Annotated in this window: 24 protein-coding genes; 5 read left to right on the forward strand and 19 right to left on the reverse strand. The window is 65.4% G+C overall.

Annotated elements, in window-relative coordinates; genetic code table 11:
* Positions 1 to 14: 14 nt before the first annotated feature.
* The 6 genes from hisS to ndk all read right to left on the reverse strand — a co-directional run bounded on the left by hisS (position 15) and on the right by ndk (position 6,192).
* Positions 15 to 1,295: a histidine--tRNA ligase gene (gene hisS, locus A9975_RS24150; RefSeq protein WP_255503424.1), complete on the reverse strand. Its 1,281-nt coding sequence runs from the start codon at positions 1,293 to 1,295 to the stop codon at positions 15 to 17.
* Between the two features lie 147 nt (positions 1,296 to 1,442).
* On the reverse strand, positions 1,443 to 2,735 hold the full coding sequence (ispG, locus tag A9975_RS24155) for a flavodoxin-dependent (E)-4-hydroxy-3-methylbut-2-enyl-diphosphate synthase (protein ID WP_183035007.1): 1,293 nt from the start codon (positions 2,733 to 2,735) through the stop codon (positions 1,443 to 1,445).
* A gap of 50 nt (positions 2,736 to 2,785) precedes the next feature.
* On the reverse strand, positions 2,786 to 3,790 hold the full coding sequence (locus A9975_RS24160; RefSeq protein WP_183035008.1) for a RodZ domain-containing protein: 1,005 nt from the start codon (positions 3,788 to 3,790) through the stop codon (positions 2,786 to 2,788).
* Positions 3,783 to 4,562 carry a type IV pilus biogenesis/stability protein PilW gene (gene pilW, locus A9975_RS24165; RefSeq protein ID WP_183035009.1) on the reverse strand — a complete coding sequence of 260 codons (780 nt, stop codon included), beginning with the start codon at positions 4,560 to 4,562 and terminating at the stop codon, positions 3,783 to 3,785. The genes A9975_RS24160 and pilW overlap by 8 nt, the downstream gene beginning before the upstream one ends.
* Positions 4,559 to 5,713 carry a 23S rRNA (adenine(2503)-C(2))-methyltransferase RlmN gene (rlmN, locus tag A9975_RS24170; RefSeq protein WP_183035010.1) on the reverse strand — a complete coding sequence of 385 codons (1,155 nt, stop codon included), beginning with the start codon at positions 5,711 to 5,713 and terminating at the stop codon, positions 4,559 to 4,561. The genes pilW and rlmN overlap by 4 nt, the downstream gene beginning before the upstream one ends.
* Positions 5,714 to 5,766: 53 nt before the next feature.
* Positions 5,767 to 6,192, reverse strand: a complete 426-nt coding sequence (gene ndk, locus A9975_RS24175; RefSeq protein WP_006157747.1) for a nucleoside-diphosphate kinase — start codon at positions 6,190 to 6,192, stop codon at positions 5,767 to 5,769.
* Between the two features lie 338 nt (positions 6,193 to 6,530).
* Here ndk and A9975_RS24180 point away from each other — a divergent pair, with 338 nt between their 5' ends.
* Complete coding sequence (locus A9975_RS24180; RefSeq protein WP_006157746.1) at positions 6,531 to 7,232, forward strand: Bax inhibitor-1/YccA family protein; 702 nt, start codon at positions 6,531 to 6,533, stop codon at positions 7,230 to 7,232.
* A 98-nt stretch (positions 7,233 to 7,330) separates the two neighbouring features.
* Here A9975_RS24180 and rlmD read toward each other — a convergent pair whose 3' ends face one another.
* Complete coding sequence (gene rlmD, locus A9975_RS24185; protein WP_370565442.1) at positions 7,331 to 8,635, reverse strand: 23S rRNA (uracil(1939)-C(5))-methyltransferase RlmD; 1,305 nt, start codon at positions 8,633 to 8,635, stop codon at positions 7,331 to 7,333.
* Between the two features lie 329 nt (positions 8,636 to 8,964).
* On the opposite strand from rlmD, the gene A9975_RS24190 reads away from it, so the two are divergent.
* Complete coding sequence (locus tag A9975_RS24190; protein ID WP_183035011.1) at positions 8,965 to 9,834, forward strand: endonuclease/exonuclease/phosphatase family protein; 870 nt, start codon at positions 8,965 to 8,967, stop codon at positions 9,832 to 9,834.
* Positions 9,835 to 9,855: 21 nt separating this feature from the next.
* Here A9975_RS24190 and A9975_RS24195 read toward each other — a convergent pair whose 3' ends face one another.
* The 5 genes from A9975_RS24195 to surE are packed head-to-tail and all read right to left on the reverse strand — an operon-like array spanning position 9,856 to position 14,426.
* Positions 9,856 to 10,704: a 3'-5' exonuclease gene (locus tag A9975_RS24195; RefSeq protein WP_174423309.1), complete on the reverse strand. Its 849-nt coding sequence runs from the start codon at positions 10,702 to 10,704 to the stop codon at positions 9,856 to 9,858.
* The gene (gene rpoS, locus A9975_RS24200; RefSeq protein WP_150992413.1) at positions 10,701 to 11,879 is read right to left on the reverse strand and encodes an RNA polymerase sigma factor RpoS; all 1,179 of its coding nucleotides are present in this window, start codon (positions 11,877 to 11,879) and stop codon (positions 10,701 to 10,703) included. The genes A9975_RS24195 and rpoS overlap by 4 nt, the downstream gene beginning before the upstream one ends.
* Before the next feature lie 6 nt (positions 11,880 to 11,885).
* The gene (locus A9975_RS24205) at positions 11,886 to 12,740 is read right to left on the reverse strand and encodes a peptidoglycan DD-metalloendopeptidase family protein (RefSeq protein WP_183035012.1); all 855 of its coding nucleotides are present in this window, start codon (positions 12,738 to 12,740) and stop codon (positions 11,886 to 11,888) included.
* A gap of 8 nt (positions 12,741 to 12,748) precedes the next feature.
* Positions 12,749 to 13,645 (reverse strand): protein-L-isoaspartate(D-aspartate) O-methyltransferase, encoded by an 897-nt coding sequence (locus A9975_RS24210; protein ID WP_183035013.1) that lies wholly within the window; start codon positions 13,643 to 13,645, stop codon positions 12,749 to 12,751.
* Between the two features lie 28 nt (positions 13,646 to 13,673).
* Complete coding sequence (gene surE, locus A9975_RS24215; protein ID WP_183035014.1) at positions 13,674 to 14,426, reverse strand: 5'/3'-nucleotidase SurE; 753 nt, start codon at positions 14,424 to 14,426, stop codon at positions 13,674 to 13,676.
* A 232-nt stretch (positions 14,427 to 14,658) separates the two neighbouring features.
* Here surE and A9975_RS24220 point away from each other — a divergent pair, with 232 nt between their 5' ends.
* The gene (locus A9975_RS24220) at positions 14,659 to 15,633 is read left to right on the forward strand and encodes an NADPH:quinone oxidoreductase family protein (RefSeq protein ID WP_150993125.1); all 975 of its coding nucleotides are present in this window, start codon (positions 14,659 to 14,661) and stop codon (positions 15,631 to 15,633) included.
* Positions 15,634 to 15,742: 109 nt separating this feature from the next.
* On the opposite strand, the gene A9975_RS24225 is transcribed toward A9975_RS24220, so the two are convergent.
* Positions 15,743 to 16,801: a porin gene (locus tag A9975_RS24225; RefSeq protein WP_174423312.1), complete on the reverse strand. Its 1,059-nt coding sequence runs from the start codon at positions 16,799 to 16,801 to the stop codon at positions 15,743 to 15,745.
* 263 nt (positions 16,802 to 17,064) lie between these two features.
* Here A9975_RS24225 and A9975_RS24230 point away from each other — a divergent pair, with 263 nt between their 5' ends.
* A complete protein-coding gene (locus A9975_RS24230) occupies positions 17,065 to 17,763 on the forward strand; it encodes a response regulator (RefSeq protein WP_183035015.1) in 699 nt (232 codons plus the stop codon).
* A complete protein-coding gene (locus A9975_RS24235; RefSeq protein WP_183035016.1) occupies positions 17,760 to 19,211 on the forward strand; it encodes a sensor histidine kinase in 1,452 nt (483 codons plus the stop codon). Before A9975_RS24230 ends, A9975_RS24235 begins: the two co-directional genes overlap by 4 nt.
* A 7-nt stretch (positions 19,212 to 19,218) precedes the next feature.
* Here the strand turns inward: A9975_RS24235 and A9975_RS24240 are convergent, their stop codons facing one another.
* The 6 genes from A9975_RS24240 to A9975_RS24265 form a co-directional block, all read right to left on the reverse strand.
* Entirely contained in the window at positions 19,219 to 19,959 is a 741-nt protein-coding gene (locus A9975_RS24240; RefSeq protein WP_183035017.1) for a hypothetical protein, read from the reverse strand.
* Positions 19,960 to 19,968: 9 nt separating this feature from the next.
* A complete protein-coding gene (locus A9975_RS24245) occupies positions 19,969 to 20,529 on the reverse strand; it encodes a DUF2975 domain-containing protein (RefSeq protein ID WP_183035018.1) in 561 nt (186 codons plus the stop codon).
* 149 nt (positions 20,530 to 20,678) lie between these two features.
* A complete protein-coding gene (locus A9975_RS24250) occupies positions 20,679 to 21,470 on the reverse strand; it encodes an ABC transporter permease (protein WP_043347500.1) in 792 nt (263 codons plus the stop codon).
* 63 nt (positions 21,471 to 21,533) lie between these two features.
* The gene (locus tag A9975_RS24255) at positions 21,534 to 22,346 is read right to left on the reverse strand and encodes an ABC transporter ATP-binding protein (RefSeq protein ID WP_150993113.1); all 813 of its coding nucleotides are present in this window, start codon (positions 22,344 to 22,346) and stop codon (positions 21,534 to 21,536) included.
* Positions 22,347 to 22,544: 198 nt separating this feature from the next.
* Positions 22,545 to 23,591, reverse strand: a complete 1,047-nt coding sequence (locus tag A9975_RS24260) for an ABC transporter substrate-binding protein (RefSeq protein WP_150993111.1) — start codon at positions 23,589 to 23,591, stop codon at positions 22,545 to 22,547.
* Between the two features lie 231 nt (positions 23,592 to 23,822).
* The gene (locus tag A9975_RS24265) at positions 23,823 to 24,860 is read right to left on the reverse strand and encodes a tripartite tricarboxylate transporter substrate binding protein (protein ID WP_183035019.1); all 1,038 of its coding nucleotides are present in this window, start codon (positions 24,858 to 24,860) and stop codon (positions 23,823 to 23,825) included.
* Between the last annotated feature and the right edge of the window lie 107 nt (positions 24,861 to 24,967).

The raw sequence follows: 24,967 nt of genomic DNA on the forward strand, positions 1-24,967 counted from the left end.
GCTGACCCGCAGGCTTACTCGCTGGCGCCAACCATGGCGTCGATGATGTGGTCGACCAGCTTTCCCGCCTCCACCGTCACCTGCGCGCCACCGCCTTCGGCCTGGGCGCCCTGGCGCAGGTCCTTGACCTGTGCCGTGCCCGCCGCCACCTCATCCTCGCCAATGATAACGGCATAGGCCGCACCGCTACCGTCGGCGCGCTTCATCTGCGACTTGAAGCTGCCGCTCCTGCCGTCGGGCGTGGCATGCAGCAGCACGTCAAGGCCGGCATCACGCAGGCGCTCGGCGATGATCATGGCCTGCTCGCCAGCCGCTGCGCCCTGGTGGACGAGGTACACATCGGCGCCTTCCGCCTGCGGCACGAGCTTTTCCTCGCGCAGCAGTTCGATGATGCGCTCGATGCCCATCGCCCAGCCACAAGCCGGTGCCGCCTTGCCGCCCATCTGCGCGATCAGCGGATCGTAGCGCCCGCCGCCGGCGATGGTACCCTGCGCGCCGAGCTTGTCGGTGATCCACTCGAACACCGTCAGGTTGTAGTAGTCCAGCCCGCGCACCAGGCGCGGATTGATCTTGAACGGGATGTTGTTGGCCTTGAGCAGGCGCTGCACGCCGTCGAAGTGGGCAAGCGACTCCTCGCCCAGGAAATCGATCAGCTTGGGCGCGTTGCTCGCCATTTCCTGCAGCGCGGGATTCTTGGTATCCAGCACGCGCAGCGGGTTGGTGTACAGGCGGCGCTTGCTGTCTTCGTCAAGAATGTCCTGGAAGCCTTCCAGGTATTTGATCAGTTCTTCGCGGTGCGCGGCGCGCTCTTCGGCCTGGCCCAGCGAATTGAGCTCGAGGCGCACGCCGACCAGGCCCAGGTCATCCCACAGGCGCTGGCACATCATGATGATCTCGGCGTCCACATCCGGGCCGGCAAAGCCGAGGGCCTCGGCGCCGAGCTGGTGGAACTGGCGATAGCGCCCGCGCTGGGGACGCTCGTGGCGGAACATCGGGCCGGTGTACCACAGGCGCTTCGGGCCGTCGTACAGCAGGTTGTGCTCGATGGTGGCCCGCACCGCGGCCGCCGTGCCTTCGGGGCGCAGCGTCAGTTGCTCGCCGTTGAGCGCATCGGTGAAGGAATACATTTCCTTCTCGACGATGTCGGTCACCTCGCCGATGCCGCGCACGAACAGCTGCGTGTGCTCAACGATGGGGGTGCGGACCTGCTGGTAGCCGTAGGCACGCAGCATCGCGCGCGAGGCGTTCTCGAAATGCTCCCACAGCGGCGCGTCGGCGGGCAGCATGTCGTTCATGCCCTTGACGCCCTGCAGTGCTTTCACTGCCTTGCTCTTGCTCTCGGCCTTGCTGTCGGCAGCCTTGGCGCCATCGCTGGCGGCCACCGGATTCACGGGTTGGTTCATTGTGTCTTGTCTTTCCCTGTAGCGCCTGGCCGCGACGGCTCAGGCTGCCACCTCATTGCCGGCGCTCCCGGCCTTGTTGCCGTAGTGGGCGCGCACATAATCGTCCACGATCGCCTGGAATTCCTCGGCGATGCGATCGCCGCGCAGCGTCTTGACCTTCACGCCGTCGACAAACACGGGCGCCGCCGGCGATTCGCCCGAGCCCGGCAGCGAGATGCCGATATTGGCATGCTTGCTTTCGCCCGGCCCGTTCACGATGCAGCCCATCACGGCCACATCCATTTCCTCTACGCCAGGGTAGGCGGTCTTCCAGGTCGGCATCTGCTCGCGCAGGTAGCTCTGGATGCTGGACGCCAGTTCCTGGAAAGTGGTGCTGGTGGTACGGCCACAGCCCGGGCAGGCAATCACCATCGGGGTGAAATTGCGCAGGCCCATGGTCTGCAGGATCTCCTGCCCCACGTAGACTTCCTTCTCGCGCGCAGCGCCGGGTTCCGGTGTCAGCGAAATGCGGATGGTGTCGCCGATGCCTTCCTGCAGCAGCACCGACAGCGCGGCGGTGGAGGCAACGATACCCTTGCTGCCCATGCCTGCCTCGGTCAGCCCGAGGTGCAATGCGTAGTCGCAGCGCTTGGTCAGCTCGCGATACACGGCGATCAGTTCCTGCACCTGCGAGACCTTGCACGACAGGATGATCTGATCACCCGAAAGCCCGATTTCCTCGGCCTTCTTCGCCGACTCGATCGCGGAGGTGATCAGCGCCTCGACCATCACATTCTGCGCCGGCCACGGCTCGGCGCGCAGGGCGTTCTCGTCCATGATGCGCGCCAGCAGCGATTGGTCCAGGCTGCCCCAGTTCACGCCGATGCGCACCGGCTTGTCGTAGCGGCAGGCCATTTCGATCATCTGCGCGAATTGCGTGTCGCGCTTGGCGCCCTGCCCCACGTTGCCGGGGTTGATGCGGTACTTCGACAACGCCTGGGCGCAGTCAGGATAATCGCGCAGCAGCGTATGGCCGTTGTAGTGGAAGTCACCCACCAGCGGCACGTTCACGCCCATGCGGTCCAGTTGCTCACGCAGGGCGGGCACCGCAGCCGCGGCTTCCGGCGTGTTGACCGTGATGCGCACGATCTCGGAACCAGCACGTGCCAGTTCCTTGACCTGGATCGCGGTGCCGATGGCGTCCACCGTGTCGGTGTTCGTCATCGACTGCACGCGCACGGGAGCGTCGCCACCGATCGTGACCACGTTGTCGCCCCACACCACGCGCGCCTGGCGCGTTTTGCGGCGGGGCAGCGGGCCGGGCAGCACCGGCATACAAGCCTGTTGATTCATAGCATTACCACCTTGCAATGCGGCGTTGCGCATGGCTGGAGAAACGATGTTCAGGGCAGCGTCAGGCGCGCCACGTTATTGCGGTTGGCCGCATGCAGGTCGACCGGCGTGCCGTTGCGCGTCAGCGATTCGACGCCCTTGACGTTGCCGATCACGATTTTGTACGGTGGCGTACCGCCACCGCTGAGATCCTGGCCCGCGCGCGCAGTACCGCCAAGCACGACCTTGCCGCTACGGTCGCGGATCTCGTACCAGGTATCCGATGCGAAACGGATGCGCAACTCGCCCGCACCATCCGCCGCTGCGGGGGCAGGCACTGCCGCTGAAGCAGCTACCACGGGGACGGCGGCCACCGCGGCCGGAGCCGGCGCTGCCGAAGGTGCGGGTGCTGCCGAAGGCGCTGGCGCCACCGCCACCGGGCCGCTGGCGGGCAGCGACTCGGACGGCGCGGGGGCATCGGACGCGGCCATCACCGACGGCAGTGCGGCCGTGACGGTACCGGGCTCGCCGCCTTGGACCGTGGCTTCCGCCGCCGGGGGTGCCGTGAGCGTTTCCTTGCGCGTCTCGATCCATTGCTTGAAATGGTCCAGCCCGAACAGCACTCCGCCACCGATCACGGCGACCACCAGGGCCAGCCAGATCCACCGGCCGCCGGAGCCGCCGGAGCCAAAGCGGTTACGGTCGTCGAAGCTCTCGTTCAGGCCGCCTTCACGGCGCATGCCGATTTCCACCACCGGCACAGCCTGCGCGTGGAAACGCGCCAGCAAAGCGTCGATGTCGATCTGCAGCATGCGCGCGTAGGCGCGCATCACGCCCTTGGCAAAGGTCACGTCGGGCAGCGCCGCGACGTCACCCTGCTCGATGGCGGCCAGTTTGTGCGAGGCGACCTTCAGCCGCGCACTGACATCTTCCAGCGAAAAACGCTGATCCTTGCGCGCTTGCGCCAGGCGCTCGCCAATCTCGCGCGCCACCACCTCGCGCCCGGCATCCGCAGGGGTACCCCCCGCATGACCCGTCGCTGCAGTCTGGCCTTCGGCGCGCTCGTGCTCACTCATCCCATGCTCCTTGTTCGTATGCGGTCAACTCACGCGAATCGGGGAAACGGCTGCGCAACTGTGCCACCAGGGCATTCTGCGCCGCTACATCACCCTGACGGCGGGCAATGCGCGCACCCAGCCAGAGGGATTGCGCGCTGACGAAATTGCTGCTGTTGATGCGGCCGACATACTGCTGGGCACGCTGGTAGTCCCCGCGCTGGTAATACAGCAGCGCCAGGTTGTTGTTGGCTACCGGGTTGTTGCGATCGTAGCGCAAGGCGCCAAACAAGCTCTTCTCGGCTGCCTCGCTGTTGCCATTGCGCAGCTGGCAGGCGCCAAGGCTGGTCAGTGCCTTGCCTGGCCCGCTTGCCGAGGGCGCGTTGACCGCGCGCTCCAGGTAAGGCACGGCCTCGGCATAGCGCCCGTTCACGCACAGGAACCAGCCGTAGTTGTTCAGCACGTCGCCGTCATCGGCGCGCATGGCCAGCGCGCTACGGAAGCTCTCTTCCGCCAGCACGCGCTCGTTCATGTTCATGTAGACCAACGCGCGGATATGGTACGCATCGACCAGCGTCGGGTCGATGGCAATGGCCTGCTTGGCCTCGTCCAGCGCGACGGTGTACTGTCCGGCTTCAAGGTAGCTGGTAGCCAACTGGAGACGGATGGTGGCACGCCGGCTCAGCTCGGTCTGGTCGGATGCGGTCTGCAACTCGGGCTTGACCGGCGGTGGCAACTGGCACGCGGACAGCAGCGCCAGCCCCATCAGGACCGCAACTATCAGACGGGTCATGCAGGCCGGGCCTCTTGCGGCTGGCCGGCCGCGGGCGCCGCCACGATCGGCGTGATCTTGCCGAACTTGCCGCGCTGGGCCAGGCGGGTACGGTCCTTGACCTCGCCGGCGAGCTGGCCGCAGGCGGCGTCGATATCGTCGCCGCGCGTCTTGCGGATGGTGGTGACGATGCCGGCGTCCATCAGGACCTGGGCGAAGCGGCGGATCTGCTCGTTGTTCGAGCGCTTGAGGCCCGACTCCGGGAACGGGTTGAACGGGATCAGGTTGAACTTGCAGGGCACGTCGGCCACAAGCTTCAGCAGTTCCCGGGCATGCTCGACACCGTCATTGACGCCATCCAGCATGCAGTATTCGAAGGTGATGAAATCGCGCGGGGCGAATTCCAGGTAGCGGCGGCAAGCCGCCATCAGCTCGGCGAGCGGGTACTTCTTGTTGAGCGGCACCAGCATGTCGCGCAACGGATCGTTGGACGCGTGCAGCGATACCGCCAGCGCCACAGGCAAATCCTTGGCCAGCCGGTCCATCATCGGCACCACGCCGGAGGTCGACAACGTCACGCGCCGGCGCGACAGCCCGTAGGCATTGTCGTCCAGCATCAGGCGCATGGCCGGCACAACCTGGTCATAGTTGAGCAGCGGCTCGCCCATGCCCATCATCACCACGTTGGAGATGACGCGATCGTCCTTGGCGCCACGGCCCAGTTGGGCACGCATGGCAAACTCGGCCATCCACAGCTGGCCGATGATCTCGCCAGTGGACAGGTTGCGCGAGAAGCCTTGCTTGCCGGTCGAGCAGAACCGGCAATTGACGGCGCACCCCGCCTGCGAAGACACGCACAGCGTGCCGCGCGTCTCCTCAGGGATGTACACCGTCTCCACCGCATCGCCGGCGCCAACGTCCAGCAACCACTTGCGCGTGCCGTCGGCCGACAGGTTGTCGGTGATGACGGCAGGCGAGCGGATCTCGGCGCGCGTGGCGAGCTTTTCGCGCAGCGACTTGGCGAGATCCGACATGGCATCGAAACGGCTGGCGCCGAACTGGTGAATCCAGCGCTGCAACTGCCGCGCACGAAACGGCTTCTCGCCGAGCTCGCCGCAATAGGCGGTAAGCGCGTCCGCATCCAGATCGAGCAGGTTGACGAGAGTGTTCATGACGGCAGTATCAACTTCTATGGCAGTCTAGTCTTGTGGAATAGACCAGACAATCAGCGGCTGTAAACGTTCATGCCGGGGAAGAAGAAAGCAATCTCGACGGCAGCGGTTTCTGCTGCGTCCGAGCCGTGAACGGCGTTGGCGTCGATGCTGTCAGCGAAATCGGCGCGGATCGTGCCGGCTTCAGCCTTCTTCGGGTCGGTTGCGCCCATCAGGTCGCGATGCTTGGCGATGGCGTTCTCGCCTTCCAGGGCCTGGATGATGACCGGGCCGGAAACCATGAAGTCCACCAGGTCCTTGAAGAACGGGCGGGCAGCGTGCACTGCGTAGAATTGCTCGGCTTCACCGCGCGACAGGTGAACCATCTTGGCAGCCACGATCTTCAGGCCTGCGGCCTCGAAACGAGCGTAAATCTGGCCGATGACATTCTTTGCCACGGCATCCGGCTTGATAATCGACAGGGTGCGTTCGATCGCCATAAAAACTCCAAAAAATGAAGGGGTTACAATTCAAGTAAACGTGCAATTCTAGCACGAGACGGTTATGGTTTCGAGAAGGCCCATGGCCGCAGGTTCCCGGGAGCCAACCAAGGCACGGCACACACCAATAAGTGCTTTAAAAATCACTTTAAATGACGCGCCACGTGCAGGGAACGCAGGAGGCCGGTTGCGATCAAATCACCACTGGCAGCGCGGATTTTGCAAGAATGTGGCTGATACGTTCCCCAACCCTTGCAATTCCGTTACTGCGATGCCACATTGGCGTTGTGCCCGCCTGGGTTACCCCGGCGCCTCACCGTTTTGAGACAGGAGTCACCATGGATAACAAGCTGAACACATACAGTTTCGGCAGCGGCACCGCGACGAGCGACGTCGTGGTGCGCAATCGGGTCATGCGCAACACCTACTGGTTGCTTGCGATTTCGATGATTCCCACCGTCATCGGTGCGTGGATCGGCGTCACCACGGGCTTCAGCCTGATGAAAGGCAGCCCCGGCCTGTCGATGATCCTGTTCCTGGGCATCGCGTTCGGCTTCTTCTATGCCATCGAGAAGACCAAGAACAGCAGCATGGGCGTGGTCCTGCTGCTGGCATTCACCTTCTTCATGGGGCTGATGCTGTCGCGCCTGATCGGGTCGGTGCTGCAGTTCTCCAATGGCCCCGCGCTGATCATGTATGCCTTTGGCGGCACAGCGGCGGTGTTCGGCGCCATGGCCACCATCGCTACCGTCAGCAAGCGCGATTTCTCCGGGCTGAGCAAATTCCTGTTCGTCGGCGTGATCCTGCTGATCCTGGCCAGCGTCGCCAATATCTGGCTGCAACTGCCGTCGCTGATGATCACGGTTTCGGTGATCGCCATCGGCATCTTCTCCGCCTACATCCTCTTTGACGTGCAGCGCGTGCTGAACGGAGGCGAGACCAACTACATCACGGCAACGCTGGCAATCTACCTGGACGTGTACAACGTCTTCGCCAACCTGCTGGCGCTGCTGGGCATTTTCGGCGGCAACCGCGACTAAGGCAGGGCGGCCCGGCCGCCCTGCCCCCGACTAAAAAGGCCAGCGCATCCGCGCTGGCCTTTTTCTTTGCCATGGCCGCAACGCCACGCCCGCCTTCTTCAGCCGCGGTCGAACACCGCGATCGATTCCACGTGCGAGGTGTGCGGGAACATGTTGACCACGCCAGCACCGGAAAGCCGGTAGCCGGCCTCGTGCACCAGCAAGCCGGCGTCGCGCGCCAGCGTGGCCGGGTTGCACGAGACGTAGACGATGCGCTTGGGCAGCACGTCGCTGCCAGCCTGGGCCAGTTCACCGAGCGCCTTGCTGACCGCCAGCGCACCTTCGCGCGGTGGGTCGATCAGCCAGCGGTCGAAACGGCCCAGCGCGGCGATGTCTTCCGCACCCACCTCGAAGAGGTTCCTGCAGGCGAATTCGGTCTTGTGGTCCAACCCGTTGATGACCGCATTGGCCAGTGCCCGGGTAGTCAGGACCTCGCTGCCTTCGATGCCCATCACCGAGCGGCCGCGCGTGGCCAGCGGCAACGTAAAATTGCCAATGCCGCAGAACAGGTCGAGCAGCCGCTCATCCGGCCGGGCGTCCAACAGGCGCAGCGCCCGGCCGATCAGCGCGCGGTTGATCTGGTGGTTGACCTGGGTAAAGTCGGTCGGCTTGAACGGCATGCGGATATTGAATTCCGGCAGCGTGTAGGCCAGTTCGCGGTCCAGCGGGTAAAACGGCACCACGGTGTCCGGGCCCTTGGGCTGAAGCCAGAACTGCACGCCGTGCTGGTCGGCGAAGGCGCGCAGCAACGCCTCGTCGGCCTCGGTCAGCGGCATCAGGATGCGCAGCACCAGCACCGTCACATCCTGCCCCACCGCCAGTTCGACCTGCGGCAGGCGGTCGCGGATCGACAAACCCGTGATCAACTCCCGCAGCGGCACCAGCAGGTCCGATACGTGCGGTGGCAAGACCTTGCAGCTCGCCATATCGGCCACATAGCTGCTCTTGCGCTCATGGAAGCCGACCAGCGCCACGCCTTTCTTTGCCACGTAGCGCACCGTCAGGCGCGCCCGGTAGCGGTAGCCCCAGTCCGGGCCGGCGATCGGGCGGAACACCACATCCGGGTGCAGCTTCGACAAGTGCCAGAGATCGTCTTCCAGCACGCGTTGCTTGATGGCCACCTGCGCGCGTGCGTCCAGGTGTTGCATCGAACAACCGCCGCAAACGCCAAAATACTCGCAGCCCGGCTTCACGCGCATCGGCGAGGCTTTCTTGATCATGCCCAGGTTGGCCTGCTCGAAGCTGGCCTTGCGCTTGAAGCTGCTGTAGCTGACAGTCTCGCCCGGCAGCGCACCTTCGACAAAAATCACCTTGCCCGGGCTGCCGTCCTCATTGACCAGCCGGCCAACGCCGCGCGCCTCCATGTCGAGGCTGTGGATCTGCACGACGGGCAGCTGCACGGGCGCAGGCTTGACCGGTACTGGTACGGCCGGGGAGGCGAAAGCGCCACCTTCCGGCGCAGAATGGGCTTGCGAAAGAGTCACGGCTTGAGACACCTGGGGAACCTGACGTATTGTTTTGTGAAAGCGCGATTGTAGTCCAGACGCACGGCCGGGCGGCCCTGCGGCAGGCCCGGCGGCATGAAGACCGGGACAAGCGCGCGAGATAGGCGCAACATGGGTGCAGCACGCGCGTGGCACTCCCGGCACAGAACACCGGCACCGCGCACCGCGGCAACCGAGCAGGGGGCGACATGGAACTGATTTCCTGGAACATCCAGTGGGGTCGTGGCGCCGACGGGCGCGTCGACCTGGCCCGCACCGTCAGGACGCTGCGCGCGATCGCCGACGCCGATGTACTCTGCCTGCAGGAGGTGACGCGCGGCTACACCGACCTCGCAGGCGAGCCTGGGCCCGACCAGGTGGCCGAGCTGACGGCGCTGTTGCCCGGCTACCGGATCCTCTACGCGCCAGCGGTGGACCGCTTCACCATAGACGGCGCGCCACGCCAGTTCGGCAATCTCATTGCCACCCGCCTGCCCTTGCGCGAAGTATTTCGCCACGCCCTGCCCTGGCCCACCGATCCAACCGTCCCGTCGATGCCACGCGTGGCGCTGGAAGCGACGGTAATGACGGGAGAGCGTCGCCTGCGCGTGATCTGCACCCACCTGGAGTATTACTCGACGCATCAGCGCGCTGCACAGACCGACGCGCTGCGTGCCTGGCACCGCGAGGCCTGCGAGCACGCCAGCCAACCCGGCCTGCGCGAGACCGGCCCCGGCCCGTTCACGCCCGAAGCACGGCCCGCCTCCGCCGTGCTGTGCGGCGATTTCAACGGCGCGCCGGACGATATTGCTTACCTGCGCATGTTGGCGCCATACGACGGTTGCCACGAAACCGGCATCATCGGCTGGCACGACGCCTGGACGCATACCCACCCCGGCATGCCCCACGCGCCAACTTGCGCCTTATATGACAGGGAGCAATGGCCGCAGGCGCCGTTTGCCTGTGACTTCGCATTCCTGACGGAGGACCTGTTGCCGCGCGTGCTGTGCTGCGAGGTGGATGGCGAAACGCGGGCATCCGACCACCAGCCGATCTACCTGTCGCTGGCGGACGAATAAGGGCCTGCAACGGAGAGACGCTTAGATTTCCGGCTCTTCGTCGTCATCGCCGCCGGCATACACCGGCTTGATGCGGAAGGACTGAAGGTACTGGATCCACTGGGAGCCCGGCAACTCGGCGAGCGACTCCTGCACGAATTCGATTTCGGTATCGAACTGCTTCGGCGTCAGGCCGCCGCGCATCAACTGGAAGCGGCAGTACACCAGGTAGGTATTGACGACGTCGGTCTCGCAGTAATCGCGGATCGCGGGCAACTGGCCGTCCTGATAAGCCTGCCAGACCTTGCTGCCATCCATGCCCATCTTGCCGGGAAAGCCGCACAGCTTGGCAAGATCGTCCAGCGGTGCACTGGCACGCGGCTGGTACATCGCCAGCAGGTCCATCAGGTCCAGGTGCCGCATGTGGTAACGACTGATGTAGTTGTTCCACTTGAATTCGCGGCTGTCGGACTCGCTGCCTTCGCCCATTTCCCAGTAGCGCGGCGCCACGATGCCATGCACCAGCCCGCGGTAATGCAGCACGGGCAGGTCGAAGCCGCCGCCGTTCCACGACACCATCTGGGGCGAGTAGCGCGCCACCAGGTCATAGAACTTCTGGATCAGCACCGCCTCGCCGTCTTCCAGCGTGCCAAGCGAGCCCACGTGGAAAACCGGTGTGCCGTCGCGCTGGTTACGGCGCAGCACGCAGGAAATGGCCGCGATGCGCTGCAGGTAGTGTGGCAGGAAATCGGTGCCGTTTTTCTCGCGGCGGGCCGCGAAAGCATGTTCGGCGACCTCGGCATCGGTCATGGAATCGGGATGGTCGTGCAGACGACGCAAACCATCGACATCGGGAATCGTCTCGATGTCGAATACCAGCACAGGTGTCATAGAACAGCGTCCTTGCGCACGCCTTGCGAAGCAAAATGGCGTTTGAGCTTGACCAGCGCCTCTTGCTGGATCTGGCGCACACGCTCGCGCGTCAGCCCCATTTCCTCGGCAAGTTCTTCCAGCGTGGCCGGCTCGATGTGATTAAGCCCGAAGCGGCGCTCGACAACGTAGCGGTGCTTTTCGGACAAACGCGCCAACCATTGTTTCATCAGGTTTTCCAGCTCGCGGTGGGCGACTTCCTGGTCGGGCGCGGCGTTGTGCTCGTCCGATAGGAAATCAAGCAGGCTGGATCCGGGATCGAGATCGAATGGCGTGTCGAGCGAGGTGGTGTGCTCGTTGAGCGCGAGCACGTCTTGTATTTCGTCAGGGGTCTTGCCCAGCAGGTGGGCAATGTCTTCCAGGCTGGCATCGCGGCCGTCGGTGCCGCCCTTCTCCAGATGGCGCTTGGCGCGCAGCACCTGGTTGAGTTCGCGGATGACGTGCACCGGCAGGCGTACGGTGCGCGCCTGGTTCATGATGGCGCGCTCGATGCTCTGGCGGATCCACCATGTGGCGTAAGTCGAGAAACGGAATCCGCGGGAGGGGTCGAATTTCTCGATGGCGTGCATCAGGCCGAGATTGCCTTCCTCGATCAGGTCCAGCAGCGGCACGCCGCGATTGAGGTAGCCCTTGGCGATGCTGACCACCAGGCGCAGGTTGCGCTCGATCATGACCTGCCGCGCCGAGAAATCGCCGCCCTTGGCCAGGGTGGAAAAATGCAGCTCCTCCGGCGCGGACAGCAGCGGCTTGATGCTGATGCGATTCAGGTAATGCTGGACGGTGTCGGCTGCCAGTTCGGTGTGCAGCACGGTGCGGAAGTCGTCGTGATCGGGCGCGGCCGGCTCGGCTGCGGCCTCGCCCTCTTCTTCGTCCTCGGACTCTTCTTCGTCCTCGTCGCGGGCCTGGCGCTCGACTTCCTCGACCATCAGGTCGGCCTCGCGCAGGCCTACTGCCGTACCCGTGGTGATGGGCTCATCGGTGAGCGGCACCAGGTCGGCGGCCGGATCCTGGCCGTAGGCCTCGGAATCTGCATCGGCATCGGCTTGCGCCACGCCAGTGGACTGCTGCAACTCCGGCTGCTTGGGACGCCGAGCGCGGCTGGTGCTTCCGGTGGAGACAGTTTTCTGGCGTGGCATGAACCCTCACTGTGGCGGCAGATACCGCATCGGATCGACTGGTTTCCCGTTCTTGCGTACCTCGAAATGCAGCTTCACACGATCGGTGTCACTGTTACCCATCTCTGCAATCTTTTGTCCCTTGCGGACCGTTGCCTGCTCCGTCACCAGCACCTTGTCGTTGTGGCCGTACGCAGTGAGATATGTATCGTTGTGTTTGATGATGACAAGATTCCCGTAGCCGCGCAAGGGGCCAACGTGAATCACGCGGCCATCGTCGGCTGCTTGCACCGGATCGCCCTTTTTGCCGGCAATATCGATGCCCTTGTTGCCTTTTTCGTCGAAACGACCGATCAACTGGCCGGTGACCGGCCAAGCCAGCTTGATCGAGCCATCGGCGGCGGGCGCGGAGGCCGCCGCCACGGGCGTGGAAGCCCCGCCAGCTGTGGCTGCCGGAGGAACCGGCGTGGGCACAGGCCGCGCCTGGTCGATCGGCTGGCCCTGCACGCCGCCCGGCGTCACCGGCATGGTGGCTACGCCGGTGCCCGCGTTGACGTCGGCGCCAGGAGGCGCCACGCGCAACAATTGACCCACTTCGATCTGGTTGGCGTTGGCCAGCGAATTCCAGGCCGCGACATCGCGATAGGACTGGCCGTTCTCGAGCGCGATTCGATAAAGCGTATCGCCTCGCTTGACGCGATAGTATCCCGGCGGCGCGGGTTCCAGCGGGACGACGCCGGCGACGCCGGCTCCGGAGGTTCGGTCCACCACGGGCGCCGGCATGGGCGAGGAGGCGCAGGCGGCCAGCAGGGCCAGCAGCAGGGAGGCGGTAGCGAGCTGCCCGGCGCGGGCGAAACGTTCCGTATTCACGATATTGTGCATAGTTCGACTCAGATAGTGCCCGATTTTAATGGCACAAAGAAAACGGCTTCAAGCGCGGTCCGGTGAAATCGATGCCGGTTACGCCGCTCGATCAACAATAATTGCTGTGTGACGGTCTGCCCGGGCCCGCCGGCGGAGGGAGGCACCGCCACGGGCGCGATCAGCCGCCCGCCAATGGCAAGCTGCTCCAGCAACGCCTGAGGCACCTCCATGCCGGCCGCCGCCAGGATAATCGACGAAAACGGCGCCGCCTGGGGTAAACCCAACATGCCATCGCCATAATGCAGGCGCAGGTTTGGCACCCGCAGCGGCCGCAAGTTCGCCTTGGCTTGTTCGTGCAGCGGACGAATCCGCTCGATGGAGAACACTTCCCGCGCCACCAGGCTCAGCACGGCCGCCTGATAGCCGCAGCCGGTACCGATTTCCAGCACACGCTCCAGCGGCTCATCCGCGCCGAGGCCATCGCGCAGCAGCTCGATCATGCGAGCCACCACCGACGGCTTGGAGATGGTCTGCTGGTGGCCGATTGGCAACGCCGCATCTTCATACGCCTGCGACGACAGGCCTGGCTCGACAAACAGGTGGCGCGGGATGGTGGCAATCGCGTCGAGCACGCGGTCGTCGCGGATGCCGGCCGCGCGCAGCCGCGCCGCCAGCGCGCCACGCGCGCGTTCCGAGGCCATGCCGCCGCCGCCCGCCGTGGCGGCACTGGCGCGCGCCTGCACGGCGCTCGCTCCCGGGGTGGGCGCAGCAGGCGCCTTGGCCGCGCGCGATTTGGCGGCCATCGCCGCGCCGCGCGCGCCGCCCACCGCAGGCATGCCAGCGGTACGCGCCGGCGCGGGCTTGCGCTCGACCACCGCGTCCAGCGACAGGGGAAATTTTGGACGACGCGGGACGGAACTCATGACGGCCGGCTACTACGCGGGCAAGAGCTTATGCCAGCCACTGGTTGATCTGCTCGAGCTGCCCGCGATGAGTCAGGTCCAGCTGCAAAGGGGTCAGCGACACGAAGCCTTCGCCGGTGGCATGGAAATCCGTGCCCTCGCTCGCATCGCGCGCATCGCCGGCGGGGCCGATCCAATAGTTGGTATCGCCGCGCGGGTTGACCTGCGTGATCACCGGCTGGGACGGATGGCGCTTGCCGAGCCGGGTGGCGCGGTAGCCTTTGATATGTTCAGACGGCAGGCTGGGAATATTGACGTTGAGCAGGAACGGCTCGGCCGAGGGCCTGGCGATATAGCGCTCGACAATGTCGCGTGCCACGCGCGCGGCGGCGTCAAGATGGGTCCAGCCCTTGTCCACCTGCGAAAAGGCGATCGAGGGAATGCCGAGCAGGAAGCCCTCGATGGCGGCGGCGACGGTGCCGGAATACAGTACGTCCTCGCCCATGTTCTGGCCCTGGTTGATGCCGGACACCACCAGGTCGGGTTTCTCGTCTAGCAGGCCGGTCAGCGCGATATGCACGCAATCGGTGGGCGTGCCGTTGACGAAGCGGAACCCTTTCTGCACGCCCTCCCGGGCTTCATAGATGGACAGTGGCCGCTGCAAGGTCAGCGAGTTGGAAGCACCGCTATGGTTTTGCTCAGGTGCAATCACCGTGATGCGCGCCAGCGGCGCCAGCGCGGCATGTAGCGCGGCTAGCCCCGGCGCCAGGTAACCGTCATCGTTTGCGAGGAGGATATGCATGGCCGGGATTGTACCTGACAAGGCTGCCGCAAGCGGCCTGTCCGCAGCGCAAATCCTGCCGCAAAACCAGTACCCGGCGGCGGCTCGCCAGCTTGTAACAGAACGATCGTGCTATTTTGCGCTACACTTGCCCGGGCCTGCCTGGCGCAACTGGCATGGACCACGCGTGCACCGCGCACGCACCCTTTTGCGCCATCTTCTGCCGGGCATCGAACATATCACCGGAGACATGATGAAAGCCGTACTTTGCAAAGCCTGGGGCCCGCCTGATTCGCTGGTGCTCGAAACCCTGCCTGACCTGGTGCCCGGCGCGGGCGAAGTCGTCATCGATGTGAAGGCGGCTGGCGTGAATTTCCCCGACGTCCTCATCATCCAGAACAAATACCAGGCCAAGCCGCAACTGCCCTTCTCGCCCGGCTCGGAACTGGCCGGCGTGGTCAACGCGGTGGGCGAAGGCGTGACGCACGTCAAACCCGGCGACAATGTGATCGCCTACCTGGGCAACGGCGCCTTCGCCTCGCAGGCCAAGGCCCCCGCCGCCGCCGTGGTGCCGATGCCGCCGGGCATCGACTTCGAGACCGCAGCGGCATTCACCCTCACCTACGGCACCTCGCACCACGCGGTGATCGACCGCGGTGAACTGAAAGCCGGCCAGACCATGCTGGTGCTCGGCGCTGCCGGCGGCGTGGGCCTGGCCGCCATCGAAATCGGCAAGGCCATCGGTGCGCGCGTGATCGCAGCCGCCTCCACCGACGAAAAGCTCGCGGTCTGCAAGGACCATGGCGCCGATGCGCTGATCAACTACAGCACCGAAGACCTGCGCGAACGCGTGAAGGCGCTGACCGATGGCCGCGGCCCCGACGTCATCTATGACCCGGTGGGCGGCATCTACGCCGAGCCGGCGTTCCGCTCGATCGGCTGGCGCGGCCGCTACCTGGTGGTGGGCTTTGCCAATGGCGAAATCCCCAAGCTCCCGCTGAACCTGGCGCTGCTCAAGGGCGCCTCGCTGGTGGGCGTGTTCTGGGGTGACTTTGCGCGGCGCGAGCCCAAGGCCAATCAAGCCAACATGGCGCAGATGCTGGGCTGGATGAAGGAAGGCAAGATCCGCCCGCACATCTCCGCGCGCTATGCGCTGGAGCAGGCGCCGCAAGCCCTGAAAGACATGGAAGCCCGCAAGGTCACCGGCAAGATCGTCATCGTGCCCTGACTTGGCGCGCCTCTGGCGCCGTGCAAGAGTAAAAAAGCGCCTGGTGCCGTAGCACCAGGCGCCTTTTTTTCTTGCGCTGCGGCGCTTCACGCAGCCATCACTGCGCGCATCAGAAGCGATGCTGCAAGCCGGCGGTCACCCCCACCTGGTTGTTTGCATAACCGATGAAGTCCCGGGACAAGCTCACGTTCTGCCCGTTGCGCGCCTTGGCATAGCCGCCCGACAGGTAAGCCGTGGTGCGCTTGGACAGCGCATACTGCGCGCGCATCGAGAACAGGATCGGATCGGCATCGCTGCCGCCCTTGATATTCTGCTTGTAGACCGCGCCATACAACGTGAACGCCGGCGTGAAGTCATACGACGCGCCGCCCCAGTACATATCGCTGCGGTGAGACGCGGCTGCCGTGGTGAAGGTCCGCTTGTAGTTGCGGTAACCCGCGTAGAGCTTCAGGTCGCCGAAGTCATAGCTGGCGCCAGCGTGGATGCCCTGAATGTAGTCCGTGACATCGGCGGGCGTGGTGCTGGTGCCTGCGCCGTTCTGGCGGTCCCAGGTGGCGGCCGCGGCGAAGCCGCCCGCACTGTAGCCCACGCCGAGATCGTACTTGGACGAGCTCTTGAAGCTGCCGGCCACTTCGCCCAGTGCCACCGTGGCGCCCAGCTTCACGCCACCAAACGTGCCGTCGTAGCGGATCGCGTTGGACGCGCGCGAGAACAAGCCATCCTTGCGGTCGCCGGTAGCGGTCGCCGAGGTCGCCCACGAATAATTCGGCGCGTAGCCCATCGGGTCGAACGGCAACATGAAATCGTAGGTAGTGGTGAAGGTGCGGCCCAGCACCACTTGGCCGTACTTGCTGGACAAGCCAACAATGGCGCGCCGATCGAACAGCGTGCCATCGGAATCCAGCCGGCCTGTATCGATGGCAATGCCGCTCTCCAGCTGGAACAGTGCCTTGAGCCCACCGCCAAGGTCCTCGCTGCCGCGCATGCCCCAGCGCGACGTGTTCTTTCCGCCCGAGGTCATCTTGACCACTGAACCATTCGGGCCGGCATGGCTGGCATATTCAATGCCGGCATCCATGATGCCGTACAGGGTCACGCTGGATTGCGCCGCAGCGCCACCGGCCAGGCTCATGCCGACTGCTGCCAGCGCGATCGATTTCAGCTTCATGCTGTCTCCTCTTGTGATTTGTGACTTGTGATTGTTGTGGTGATGTCCGGGCAGGCCCCCGGGATGGCACGCATGGTATGGCAGGCGCACTTTCAGTTCGCTTTCGAAATTCGACGGATTTCATCGCCGCGCCGGCGTTCGGGGTTGGGAGTTTCCCTAGCTTCAAAGTCGGGCGCGATACCTGTATCTCTCAGCGCGGCCCGAGTTCGCGGCCATCCCCTGCTTTTACCGATTTCAACCGGGCACCCTGCCCCGCCAAGAGAATGCGAATCCTGCTCGTTGAAGACAATGTGATGCTGGCGAATGCCCTGGTCGAGGCGCTCAGCCAGGCGGGCTTCACCGTGGACTGCATGCACGATGGCCGCGCGGCCGATCACCTGCTCTCGACCCAGGACTACGCGCTGGTCATCCTCGACCTGGGCTTGCCCAAGCTCGATGGCCTGGAGGTGCTGCGGCGCCTGCGGCAACGGCGCAATGCCATGCCCGTGCTGATCCTGACCGCGCACGGCTCGGTCGAGGACCGTGTGAAGGGGCTCAACCTGGGTGCGGACGACTACCTGTCCAAGCCGTTCGACCTGTCTGAGCTGGAGGCCCGGGCGCGTGCGCTGATACGTCGCAGCTTTGGTCACGAGAGCACGCAACTGCAATGCGGCACGCTGCGCTATGACGGCATCAGCCGCGCGTTCGTGCTCGGCGGCGAGCCCCTGGCGCTGACCCGGCGGGAGCGCGCCGTGCTCGAGGTGCTGATGCTGCGCGACGGGCGCGCTGTCAACAAGGAAGCCATGTCGGAGAAGATTTTCGGCATCGACGAATCGGTCAACCCGGACGCCATCGAAATCTACGTGCACCGCCTGCGCAAGAAGCTCGAAGGCAGCGGCGTGGCCATCGTGACCCTGCGCGGGCTGGGCTACCTGCTTGATGCCTGCGCACAAGCGAACATGGCCACGCCGGCGGCCCGATGAGAGTCCCGAGCCTGCGCCTGCAGCTGTCGCTCTGGCTGCTGCTGCCGTTGCTGGCCCTGTTGGCAATGGACGCATGGATGACCTACCACCGTGCGATGGACGCGGCCCACGTGGCGTTCGACCGCACGCTGGAAGCCTCGCTCAAATCGATGCGCGAAGGCATCCGCCTGCATGAGGGCCGCTTCGCCATCGACGTGCCTTACCTGGCGCTGGAGATCTTCGAGTCCGAGGCCGGCAGCCGGATCTACTACGTGATTCGCGACGAGCACGGCGCCACGCTGACCGGCTACGACGACCTGCCGATGCCGGCCACGCCAAAGCAGCCGCTCTACAAGACCGTCTTCTACGACGCCGTTTTCCGCGGCGAGCCGGTGCGCATGGCAGCGCAGCCGCTGCCGGTGCGCGACATGCCGTCGGGGCAGGCGCGGCTGGTCTGGGTGCTGGTCGGCGAGACCATCGAGCCGCGCCAGTCGCTGGCGCACGAAATCCTGGCCGGCTCGCTGCAACAGGAATTGGTACTGGTCACGCTGGCGCTGGGCATCGTGTGGTTCGGCGTGCGGCGCGGCCTGCGGCCGCTGCACCGGCTCAGCGCCACGGTAGCCGAACGTGGCGCCGACGACCTGGCACCGCTGGAGCAAAAAGACCTGCCCGCCGAAATGAAGCCCCTGGTCGAGGCGATCAACCAGTACGTCGCGCGCCTGCACCGCATGTTGCTGGCGCGCAAGCGCTTCTTTGCCGATGCCGCCCACCAGCTGAAGACCCCGCTGGCCATCATGCAGGCGCAGTCAGAACTGGCGCTGCGCGAGCGCGATGGCGACCGCATCCTTCGCCACCTGCGGCCACTGCACGATACCGTGCGCCACGCCGCCAAGGGCGTGCAGCAACTGCTTTCGCTGTCGCGCCTGGAACCGGACAGTGGCTACGCGCCGGCATTGCTGCCCTTGCGCCTGGATACGCTGGCCAGGGACGTGGCCCTCGAATGGGCACCGGTGGCACGGGCCGGCCAGGTCGACCTGGGCTTCGAAGCCGATGCGCCGGTGCAAGTCTTGGGGCAAGCGGAACTACTGCAGGAATTGGCCGGCAACCTCGTGGATAACGCGATCCGCTATGCCGGCCCCGGCGCGCAGGTGACGGTCCGCGTGGCGGGTCCGGAGAACCAGCCGCTGTTGCAAGTGGTGGATAGCGGCCCGGGCGTTCCCGACGACGAACGCGACAAGGTATTCCAGCGCTTCTATCGCGGCGAATCCACCCCGGCGCAGGATGGCAGCGGCCTGGGCCTGCCGATCGTGCGCCAGATCGCGCGCGCCCATGGCGCCACGGTGGCGCTTGAGGAAACCCCCGGTGGCGGCCTGACCGTCAGCGTGCACTTCGCGGTGCCTGCGGTGGCAGGCGCCGGGGCCGGGAAGTGGATCGACCAAGGCCGCGCAACGACGCCAGAATCTTCTTGAATGGCCTCTAAGGCGGGCAATTGGCCGGCAGCGCCAGCTCCTGCCGAAACGGATCGACCTTCAGGCTTGGATCCTTCATGCGCAAGCAGTAAGTCCCTGCAGCGCCGCGCACACGCACGGTGCGATTCGTGCCCACCTGCGACTCAACAAGGGCTTCGCCCTGCGCGGCCGCTGCCATGCCCGCGGCAAGCCGCTGCGCAGGCGAGGCCACCGCGTCAGAGGCGGCGCGCTCGAAAACGGCCTCGCCCCGCTGACGACTGCGGGCGATATTGTCCCGCGCAACGCCAGTGGCAGATGACGGATCTGCGGAGCGCGTCGGTGCCAGCGGCAGCATGGGCACGCTGGCCGCGCTCGAACTGCGCAAAGGTGTGCCCGCCCCGGGCGGCAAAGCCATCGCCGCGACTGGCTCGCGGCCGGGTTGTCCCGCCGGCGCGGCGCGATTCGCAACGGCGGACGCGCGCTCAGGCCGAGGCGCAGGCAACGCCTGCGGCTTGCGGGAGGATGCAGCAGGCTTGGCGGTGGCAGCGGGCGCGGGCGCGGGCGCGGGCAACCTGGCCTGCGGCAGCGCAGCCACCCACTGCATGGCCCGCTGGTCCCGCTCGCCCGGCCGGGGCAACGAGAGCGAGGCCTGCCGTGCCGGCCAGGGCACCGGAACCAGCACGAGCCCATGCGCCACCAGCACCAGCGCCACCACGATCGACCACTGCCGGCGGCGCGTGGCGTACGCGCCGCGGTCAGCTTTGCGCATCACGCTGGCTTAGACGAACTGGCGGTGTTCCTGCTCCAGGTCGCTGGCTTGGCGCAGGATATGCGCGATCACGGTAATGCAGGCAGCCAGGAACAAGGCGACCACGGTTCCCGTGCCCACGCTGAACATCACCCGGTGCCCCTGCGGCGTGCCCATGGTCACCCACACGCTAAGCAGTGGCTCGCACAGAAAATCCAGCACGACCCAGGCCAGCACGGCCCGACCGACATTGCCGAAGTGATCGGCCGCGGCCGCCGAGAAATACTCGCCGCGCGCATAGCGCTGAAACAGCGCGCGCAAGTTAAGCAACGCAAGGGCCAACGCCAGCAGCGGAACACTCGACAGCAACGCGGCGCCTAGCCGCTGCCATTCGCCAAGCGCCACCAGGTCCGGCGCAAGCCGCGACACGATCCGTGCGCTCAGGCCAAAGCGAAGGCCACCCAGGCGCGCCACCACCGGCATCAGCCAACTAGCGGCGTTGAGCAACAGCATGACCACCACCACCAGCAGGCTCAGCGCCGCCAGGCGCTGGCTGACACGGACGATGCGCAAGGAAGCAGGGAGATGCATGGCGACTCCGGTGACGATAAGCAAGTCGTGATTCTATGTGGAAATGATTGTTTCACAAATAATTATTATTGCAAAACAATAATTTCAGCCAACTTCACCACGTCCCGACTCACTCTCGCCATCGCCCGGGCGCCAGCCCAACAGCGGGCCTACAGCCGCTCGGTCTCACCGCTCTTGGGCTGCCACTTCATCAGCCGCTTCTCCACGCTGCCGACCAGCGTATCCAGCATCAGCGCCGCCGCGGTCAGCACCACGATGCCCGCAAACACGGTGTTGATGTCGAAGGTGCCCTCGGCCTGCAGGATCAGGTAGCCGACGCCGCGCGCCGAGCCCAGGTACTCGCCCACCACCGCGCCCACGAAGGCCAGGCCGACTGACGTATGCAACGAGGAAAACACCCAGCTGGTCGCGCTCGGCAGGTAGACATGGCGCAGCAGCTGCTTGCGGTTCGCGCCCAGCATGCGCACATTGGCCAGCACCACGGGGCTGACTTCCTTGACGCCCTGGTAGACGTTGAAGAACACGATGAAGAACACCAGCGTCACCGCCAGCGCCACCTTGGACCAGATGCCCAGGCCAAACCAGACGGCGAAGATCGGCGCCAGGATCACGCGCGGCATCGAGTTCATCGCCTTGATATAGGGGTCGAGGATGGCCGAGGTGAGCGGGCTAAGCGCCAGCCACAGGCCAACGCCGAGGCCCGCGGCCGTGCCGATGCCAAAGGCCAGCAGCGTCTCGATCAGGGTCACGCCGAGGTGGACGTAGATGTCGCGTTCGACCACGAACCAGTTCCAGATGCGCTGGGCCACCATCAGCGGCTCACCGAAGAAGAAGGCAACCTGCTGCGAGCGCGTGGCGGCATGCCAGGCGCCGAGGATCACAACGAGGACGAGCAGCTGCCAGAATCGCAGCATGCCCTTGGAGTCGGGACGGAAAGCCATGGGAATCGAAGCTCGAATTGAAATCAGACCGGATTGAATGGGAACGATGTGCGCCAGGCCGTCTCAGGCCACCTTGCGCTGCTGCGCGTAGCCCTTGAGGACTTCCTCGCGCAGCACGTCCCAGATGGCCGCGTGCAGCTCGATGAAGCGAGGATGGTTGCGGATCTCGGCCACGTCGCGCGGACGCGGCAGGTCGATGGCAAACTCGCCGATCGGGTGCGTGCCGGGACCTGCCGACAGCACCACCACGCGATCGCTCATGGCGATCGCCTCGTCAAGATCGTGGGTGATGAACAGCACTGCCTTGCGCTTGGCCGCCCACAACTCCAGCACCTCGTTTTCCATCAGCTGGCGGGTCTGGATGTCGAGCGCGGAGAATGGCTCGTCCATCAGGATGATGTCCGGATCCAGTATCAGCGTCTGGGCCAGGCTCACGCGCTTGCGCATGCCGCCGGAGAGCTGGTGCGGGTAGCGGTCGCCAAACCCGCCCAGGCCGACGCGGCGCAGCCAGGCCTCGCCCTCCTGCTGCGCTTCGGCACGCGCCATGCCGCGGAATTCAAGCCCGGCAATGACGTTGTCGAGCGCGCTGCGCCACGGCATCAGGGCCTCGGCCTGGAACATGTAGCCGGCGCGGGTATTGATGCCGCGCAGCGGCTCGCCGAACACCCGTACCTCGCCGATCGAAGGCTGCAGCAAGCCGGCCCCCACATTCAGCAAGGTGGACTTGCCGCAGCCGGTCGGCCCCACCACGGAGACGAACTCGCCGGGCTGGATGTCCAGGGTGGTCTCCTTGACGGCGGTATAGCGCTGGCTGCGATCGTCGCGGGAGACGAAGGTGCAGGTGACGTTGTCGAGGGATAGTGCGGGAGTGCTCATGGCAGGCTCTTGGCGGATACGGTGCTGAGTGACGCAACAGGTGCGATGGATGCAGGCACCGCGGCTCCGCGCGATAGTAATGACGTGAAAAGCGGGTTCAGGACGGCGCGCCGGATACCATGGATGGCGTCGGCAAGCGCCAATGCAAAGGCCCGCTGCACGCAGCGGGCCGCCGGCACCCAGGGCGCAGGCGATGCCTTACTTGTACTTGGCGTTCGCCTTCTGCACGAAGGTGTTGGTGAAGGTGTTTTCCAGCTTGATCGTCTTGCCCTTCAGGTCCGGGTCGAACTGTTGCAGCGTGTTGAGCGCGGTCTTGGGACCGTCGGCCGGCATGGTGCCGTCCGGCGAGATGGCTTCCTTGACCTTCTCCCAGGCGGACAGGTACAGCGCGCGGTCGCCCAGCAGGTAACTTTCCGGCACGGTCTTGACGATGTCCGACGGGCCAGCCTTCTGCAGCCACTTGAGCGCGCGCACCATGGCATTGGTCATGGCCTGCGTGGTGTTCGGGTTCTGCTGGATAAAGGCGGTGGACGCGTACAGGCAACCCGACGGCATATTGCCGCCGAAGACAGCCTGGGTGTCCTTCAGCGTGCGGGTGTCAGAGGCGATGTGCACTTCGTTCTTCTGGGTCAGCATCGACACCACCGGATCGAGGTTGGCCATCGCGTCGATCTGGCCGGAGCGCATGGCCGCCACCGCGCCAGCGCTGGCGCCGACACCGATGAAGGAGACGTCCGATGCCTTCAGGCCGGCTTTTGCCAGCACGAAGTTGGCCATCATGTTGGTGGAGGAGCCCGGCGCGGTCACGCCGATCTTCTTGCCCTTGAGGTCGGCCACGGACTTGAAGTTGGGCATGGTCTTGTTGGAGACCACCAGCACGATCTGCGGGGCGCGGCCCTGCAGTACGAATTCCTGGTACTGCTGGCCCTTGGCCTGCAGGTTGATAGTGTGCTCGTAGGCGCCGGAAACCACATCGGCACTGCCGCCCACCACGGCCTGCAGCGCCTTGGCACCGCCGGCGAAGTCGACGATCTCGACGTCGAGCCCTTCGTCCTTGAAGTAGCCGAGGCGCTCGGCAATGGTCAGCGGCAGGTAGTAGAACAGGTTCTTGCCGCCCACGGCGATGGTGACCTTGGTCTTCTCGGGCTTGCCCTGGGCCTGGGCGTAGCCGCCAAAGGTGAACCAGCCCGCAAGGAACAGCGCCAGCGCGAGCAGCGCCTGCTTCCAGAATTTCTTGTTATACATTTCTCTCTCCTACCTGATTACCCGTCAACCGCAGCTCTCGCGCTGATGCATGCCGCATGTGCCATGGTTTGCGTAGTGCCGCGTAGCGGCAAGTTGCGATGCTAGCCGACGCCGCAAAGGGCCGCATCGGGATCAACACCTATGCCACGCCGGCATCCGCGCCAGCGTGTGGGCATCGAAGATACAGGGTGAGCCTTTCGGCCGGCTTACTGCCGCCCCCGGGCGCAGGCATCATTCCGCGTGGATATCGGCCGCCTTGATGACCTTGGCCCAGCGGACCAGCTCGTTGCGCTGATAGGTCGCGAGTTGCTGCGGGCCCATGAACTTCGCCTCGGCGCCGAGCTCCTCGGCCTTCTTGCGGAAGGCCTCGGTCTGCATGATGCGCTCGATCTCGCCGGCGAGCTTGTCGATGACCGGCTTGGGCGTGCCGGCCGGCGCGTACATGGCGAACCAGGACGACACGTCCAGATCGGGGTAGCCCGCTTCCGGCGCGGAGGGCACGTCCTTCAGGCTGGGCAGGCGCTGCTTGCTGGTGACCACCAGCGCTCGCAGCTTGCCGCCCGCGATATGCCCCATCAGGGGTGGCGGCGTGGTGATGGTGAGATCCACCGAACCGCCCAACAGGTCGGTCATGGCCGGGCCGGTGCCTTTGTATGGGACATGGGTGATCTGGATGCCGGCCATCTGGTTCAGCAACTCAGTGGAAACATGCTGCAGCGAGCCATTGCCCGACGAGGCGTAGTTGAGCTTGTTGGGGTTGGCCTTGGCATAGGCCACCAGTTCCTTGAGCGTCTTCACCGGCAAGCTCGGGCGCACCACCAGTACTTGCGGCGCCGACAGGATGTTGGCGACCGGGGAGAAATCCTTCACAGGGTCCCACGCGTTCTTCATCAGCAGCGGCGAGATGACCTGGTAGCCCGAGTACTGCACCATCAGGGTGTAGCCATCCGGCTTGGCGCGCGCCACCGTCTGCGCGGCAATGCCGCCCGAGCCACCGGGGCGGTTGTCCACGACCACCGGCTGGCCGAGGGCCTTGGACAGGGGCTCGGAGATCATGCGCGCGGCCAGGTCGGTCGTGCCGCCGGCAGCGGCGGACACCACCAGCGTGACCGGGCGCGTCGGATAGGAGCCGTCCTGCGCCCATGCGGCGGTGCTGGCCAGGCCGGCGGCAGCCAGCGTCACGGCAGCGGCGAGCGTCCTGCGGCGCGCGCCGGACGCGCACAGGGAAGATTGGGGACGTGCGATGGCAGATGCCGGATTGCGAGGCATGAAGTGTCTCCTGCTTGGTGCTTGTTGATCTTGCTTTTCTGTTCAGCGCCCGCCGGCCCTCGCCGTGCGGTGCGCACCCGTCCTTCGGGATTCTTGCGGCGGGCCCG

Origin of the sequence: Cupriavidus sp. UME77, assembly GCF_014170355.1 — a bacterium.
Taxonomy (GTDB): domain Bacteria; phylum Pseudomonadota; class Gammaproteobacteria; order Burkholderiales; family Burkholderiaceae; genus Cupriavidus; species Cupriavidus basilensis.

What these genes read in the sequence shown, in the direction of transcription:
- ndk (WP_006157747.1), bottom strand. Translation starts at nt 6,192, where the DNA reads ATGGCGATCGAACGCACCCTGTCGATTATCAAGCCGGATGCCGTGGCA.
- A9975_RS24230 (WP_183035015.1), top strand. Translation starts at nt 17,065, where the DNA reads ATGCGAATCCTGCTCGTTGAAGACAATGTGATGCTGGCGAATGCCCTG.
- A9975_RS24235 (WP_183035016.1), top strand. Translation starts at nt 17,760, where the DNA reads ATGAGAGTCCCGAGCCTGCGCCTGCAGCTGTCGCTCTGGCTGCTGCTG.
- ispG (WP_183035007.1), bottom strand. Translation starts at nt 2,735, where the DNA reads ATGAATCAACAGGCTTGTATGCCGGTGCTGCCCGGCCCGCTGCCCCGC.
- A9975_RS24180 (WP_006157746.1), top strand. Translation starts at nt 6,531, where the DNA reads ATGGATAACAAGCTGAACACATACAGTTTCGGCAGCGGCACCGCGACG.
- A9975_RS24250 (WP_043347500.1), bottom strand. Translation starts at nt 21,470, where the DNA reads ATGGCTTTCCGTCCCGACTCCAAGGGCATGCTGCGATTCTGGCAGCTG.
- A9975_RS24190 (WP_183035011.1), top strand. Translation starts at nt 8,965, where the DNA reads ATGGAACTGATTTCCTGGAACATCCAGTGGGGTCGTGGCGCCGACGGG.
- rlmN (WP_183035010.1), bottom strand. Translation starts at nt 5,713, where the DNA reads ATGAACACTCTCGTCAACCTGCTCGATCTGGATGCGGACGCGCTTACC.
- A9975_RS24205 (WP_183035012.1), bottom strand. Translation starts at nt 12,740, where the DNA reads ATGCACAATATCGTGAATACGGAACGTTTCGCCCGCGCCGGGCAGCTC.
- A9975_RS24225 (WP_174423312.1), bottom strand. Translation starts at nt 16,801, where the DNA reads ATGAAGCTGAAATCGATCGCGCTGGCAGCAGTCGGCATGAGCCTGGCC.
- A9975_RS24195 (WP_174423309.1), bottom strand. Translation starts at nt 10,704, where the DNA reads ATGACACCTGTGCTGGTATTCGACATCGAGACGATTCCCGATGTCGAT.
- pilW (WP_183035009.1), bottom strand. Translation starts at nt 4,562, where the DNA reads ATGACCCGTCTGATAGTTGCGGTCCTGATGGGGCTGGCGCTGCTGTCC.
- A9975_RS24160 (WP_183035008.1), bottom strand. Translation starts at nt 3,790, where the DNA reads ATGAGTGAGCACGAGCGCGCCGAAGGCCAGACTGCAGCGACGGGTCAT.
- A9975_RS24265 (WP_183035019.1), bottom strand. Translation starts at nt 24,860, where the DNA reads ATGCCTCGCAATCCGGCATCTGCCATCGCACGTCCCCAATCTTCCCTG.
- A9975_RS24240 (WP_183035017.1), bottom strand. Translation starts at nt 19,959, where the DNA reads ATGCGCAAAGCTGACCGCGGCGCGTACGCCACGCGCCGCCGGCAGTGG.
- rlmD (WP_370565442.1), bottom strand. Translation starts at nt 8,635, where the DNA reads ATGGAGGCGCGCGGCGTTGGCCGGCTGGTCAATGAGGACGGCAGCCCG.
- A9975_RS24255 (WP_150993113.1), bottom strand. Translation starts at nt 22,346, where the DNA reads ATGAGCACTCCCGCACTATCCCTCGACAACGTCACCTGCACCTTCGTC.
- A9975_RS24220 (WP_150993125.1), top strand. Translation starts at nt 14,659, where the DNA reads ATGAAAGCCGTACTTTGCAAAGCCTGGGGCCCGCCTGATTCGCTGGTG.
- hisS (WP_255503424.1), bottom strand. Translation starts at nt 1,295, where the DNA reads ATGAACGACATGCTGCCCGCCGACGCGCCGCTGTGGGAGCATTTCGAG.
- rpoS (WP_150992413.1), bottom strand. Translation starts at nt 11,879, where the DNA reads ATGCCACGCCAGAAAACTGTCTCCACCGGAAGCACCAGCCGCGCTCGG.
- surE (WP_183035014.1), bottom strand. Translation starts at nt 14,426, where the DNA reads ATGCATATCCTCCTCGCAAACGATGACGGTTACCTGGCGCCGGGGCTA.
- A9975_RS24260 (WP_150993111.1), bottom strand. Translation starts at nt 23,591, where the DNA reads ATGTATAACAAGAAATTCTGGAAGCAGGCGCTGCTCGCGCTGGCGCTG.
- A9975_RS24210 (WP_183035013.1), bottom strand. Translation starts at nt 13,645, where the DNA reads ATGAGTTCCGTCCCGCGTCGTCCAAAATTTCCCCTGTCGCTGGACGCG.
- A9975_RS24245 (WP_183035018.1), bottom strand. Translation starts at nt 20,529, where the DNA reads ATGCATCTCCCTGCTTCCTTGCGCATCGTCCGTGTCAGCCAGCGCCTG.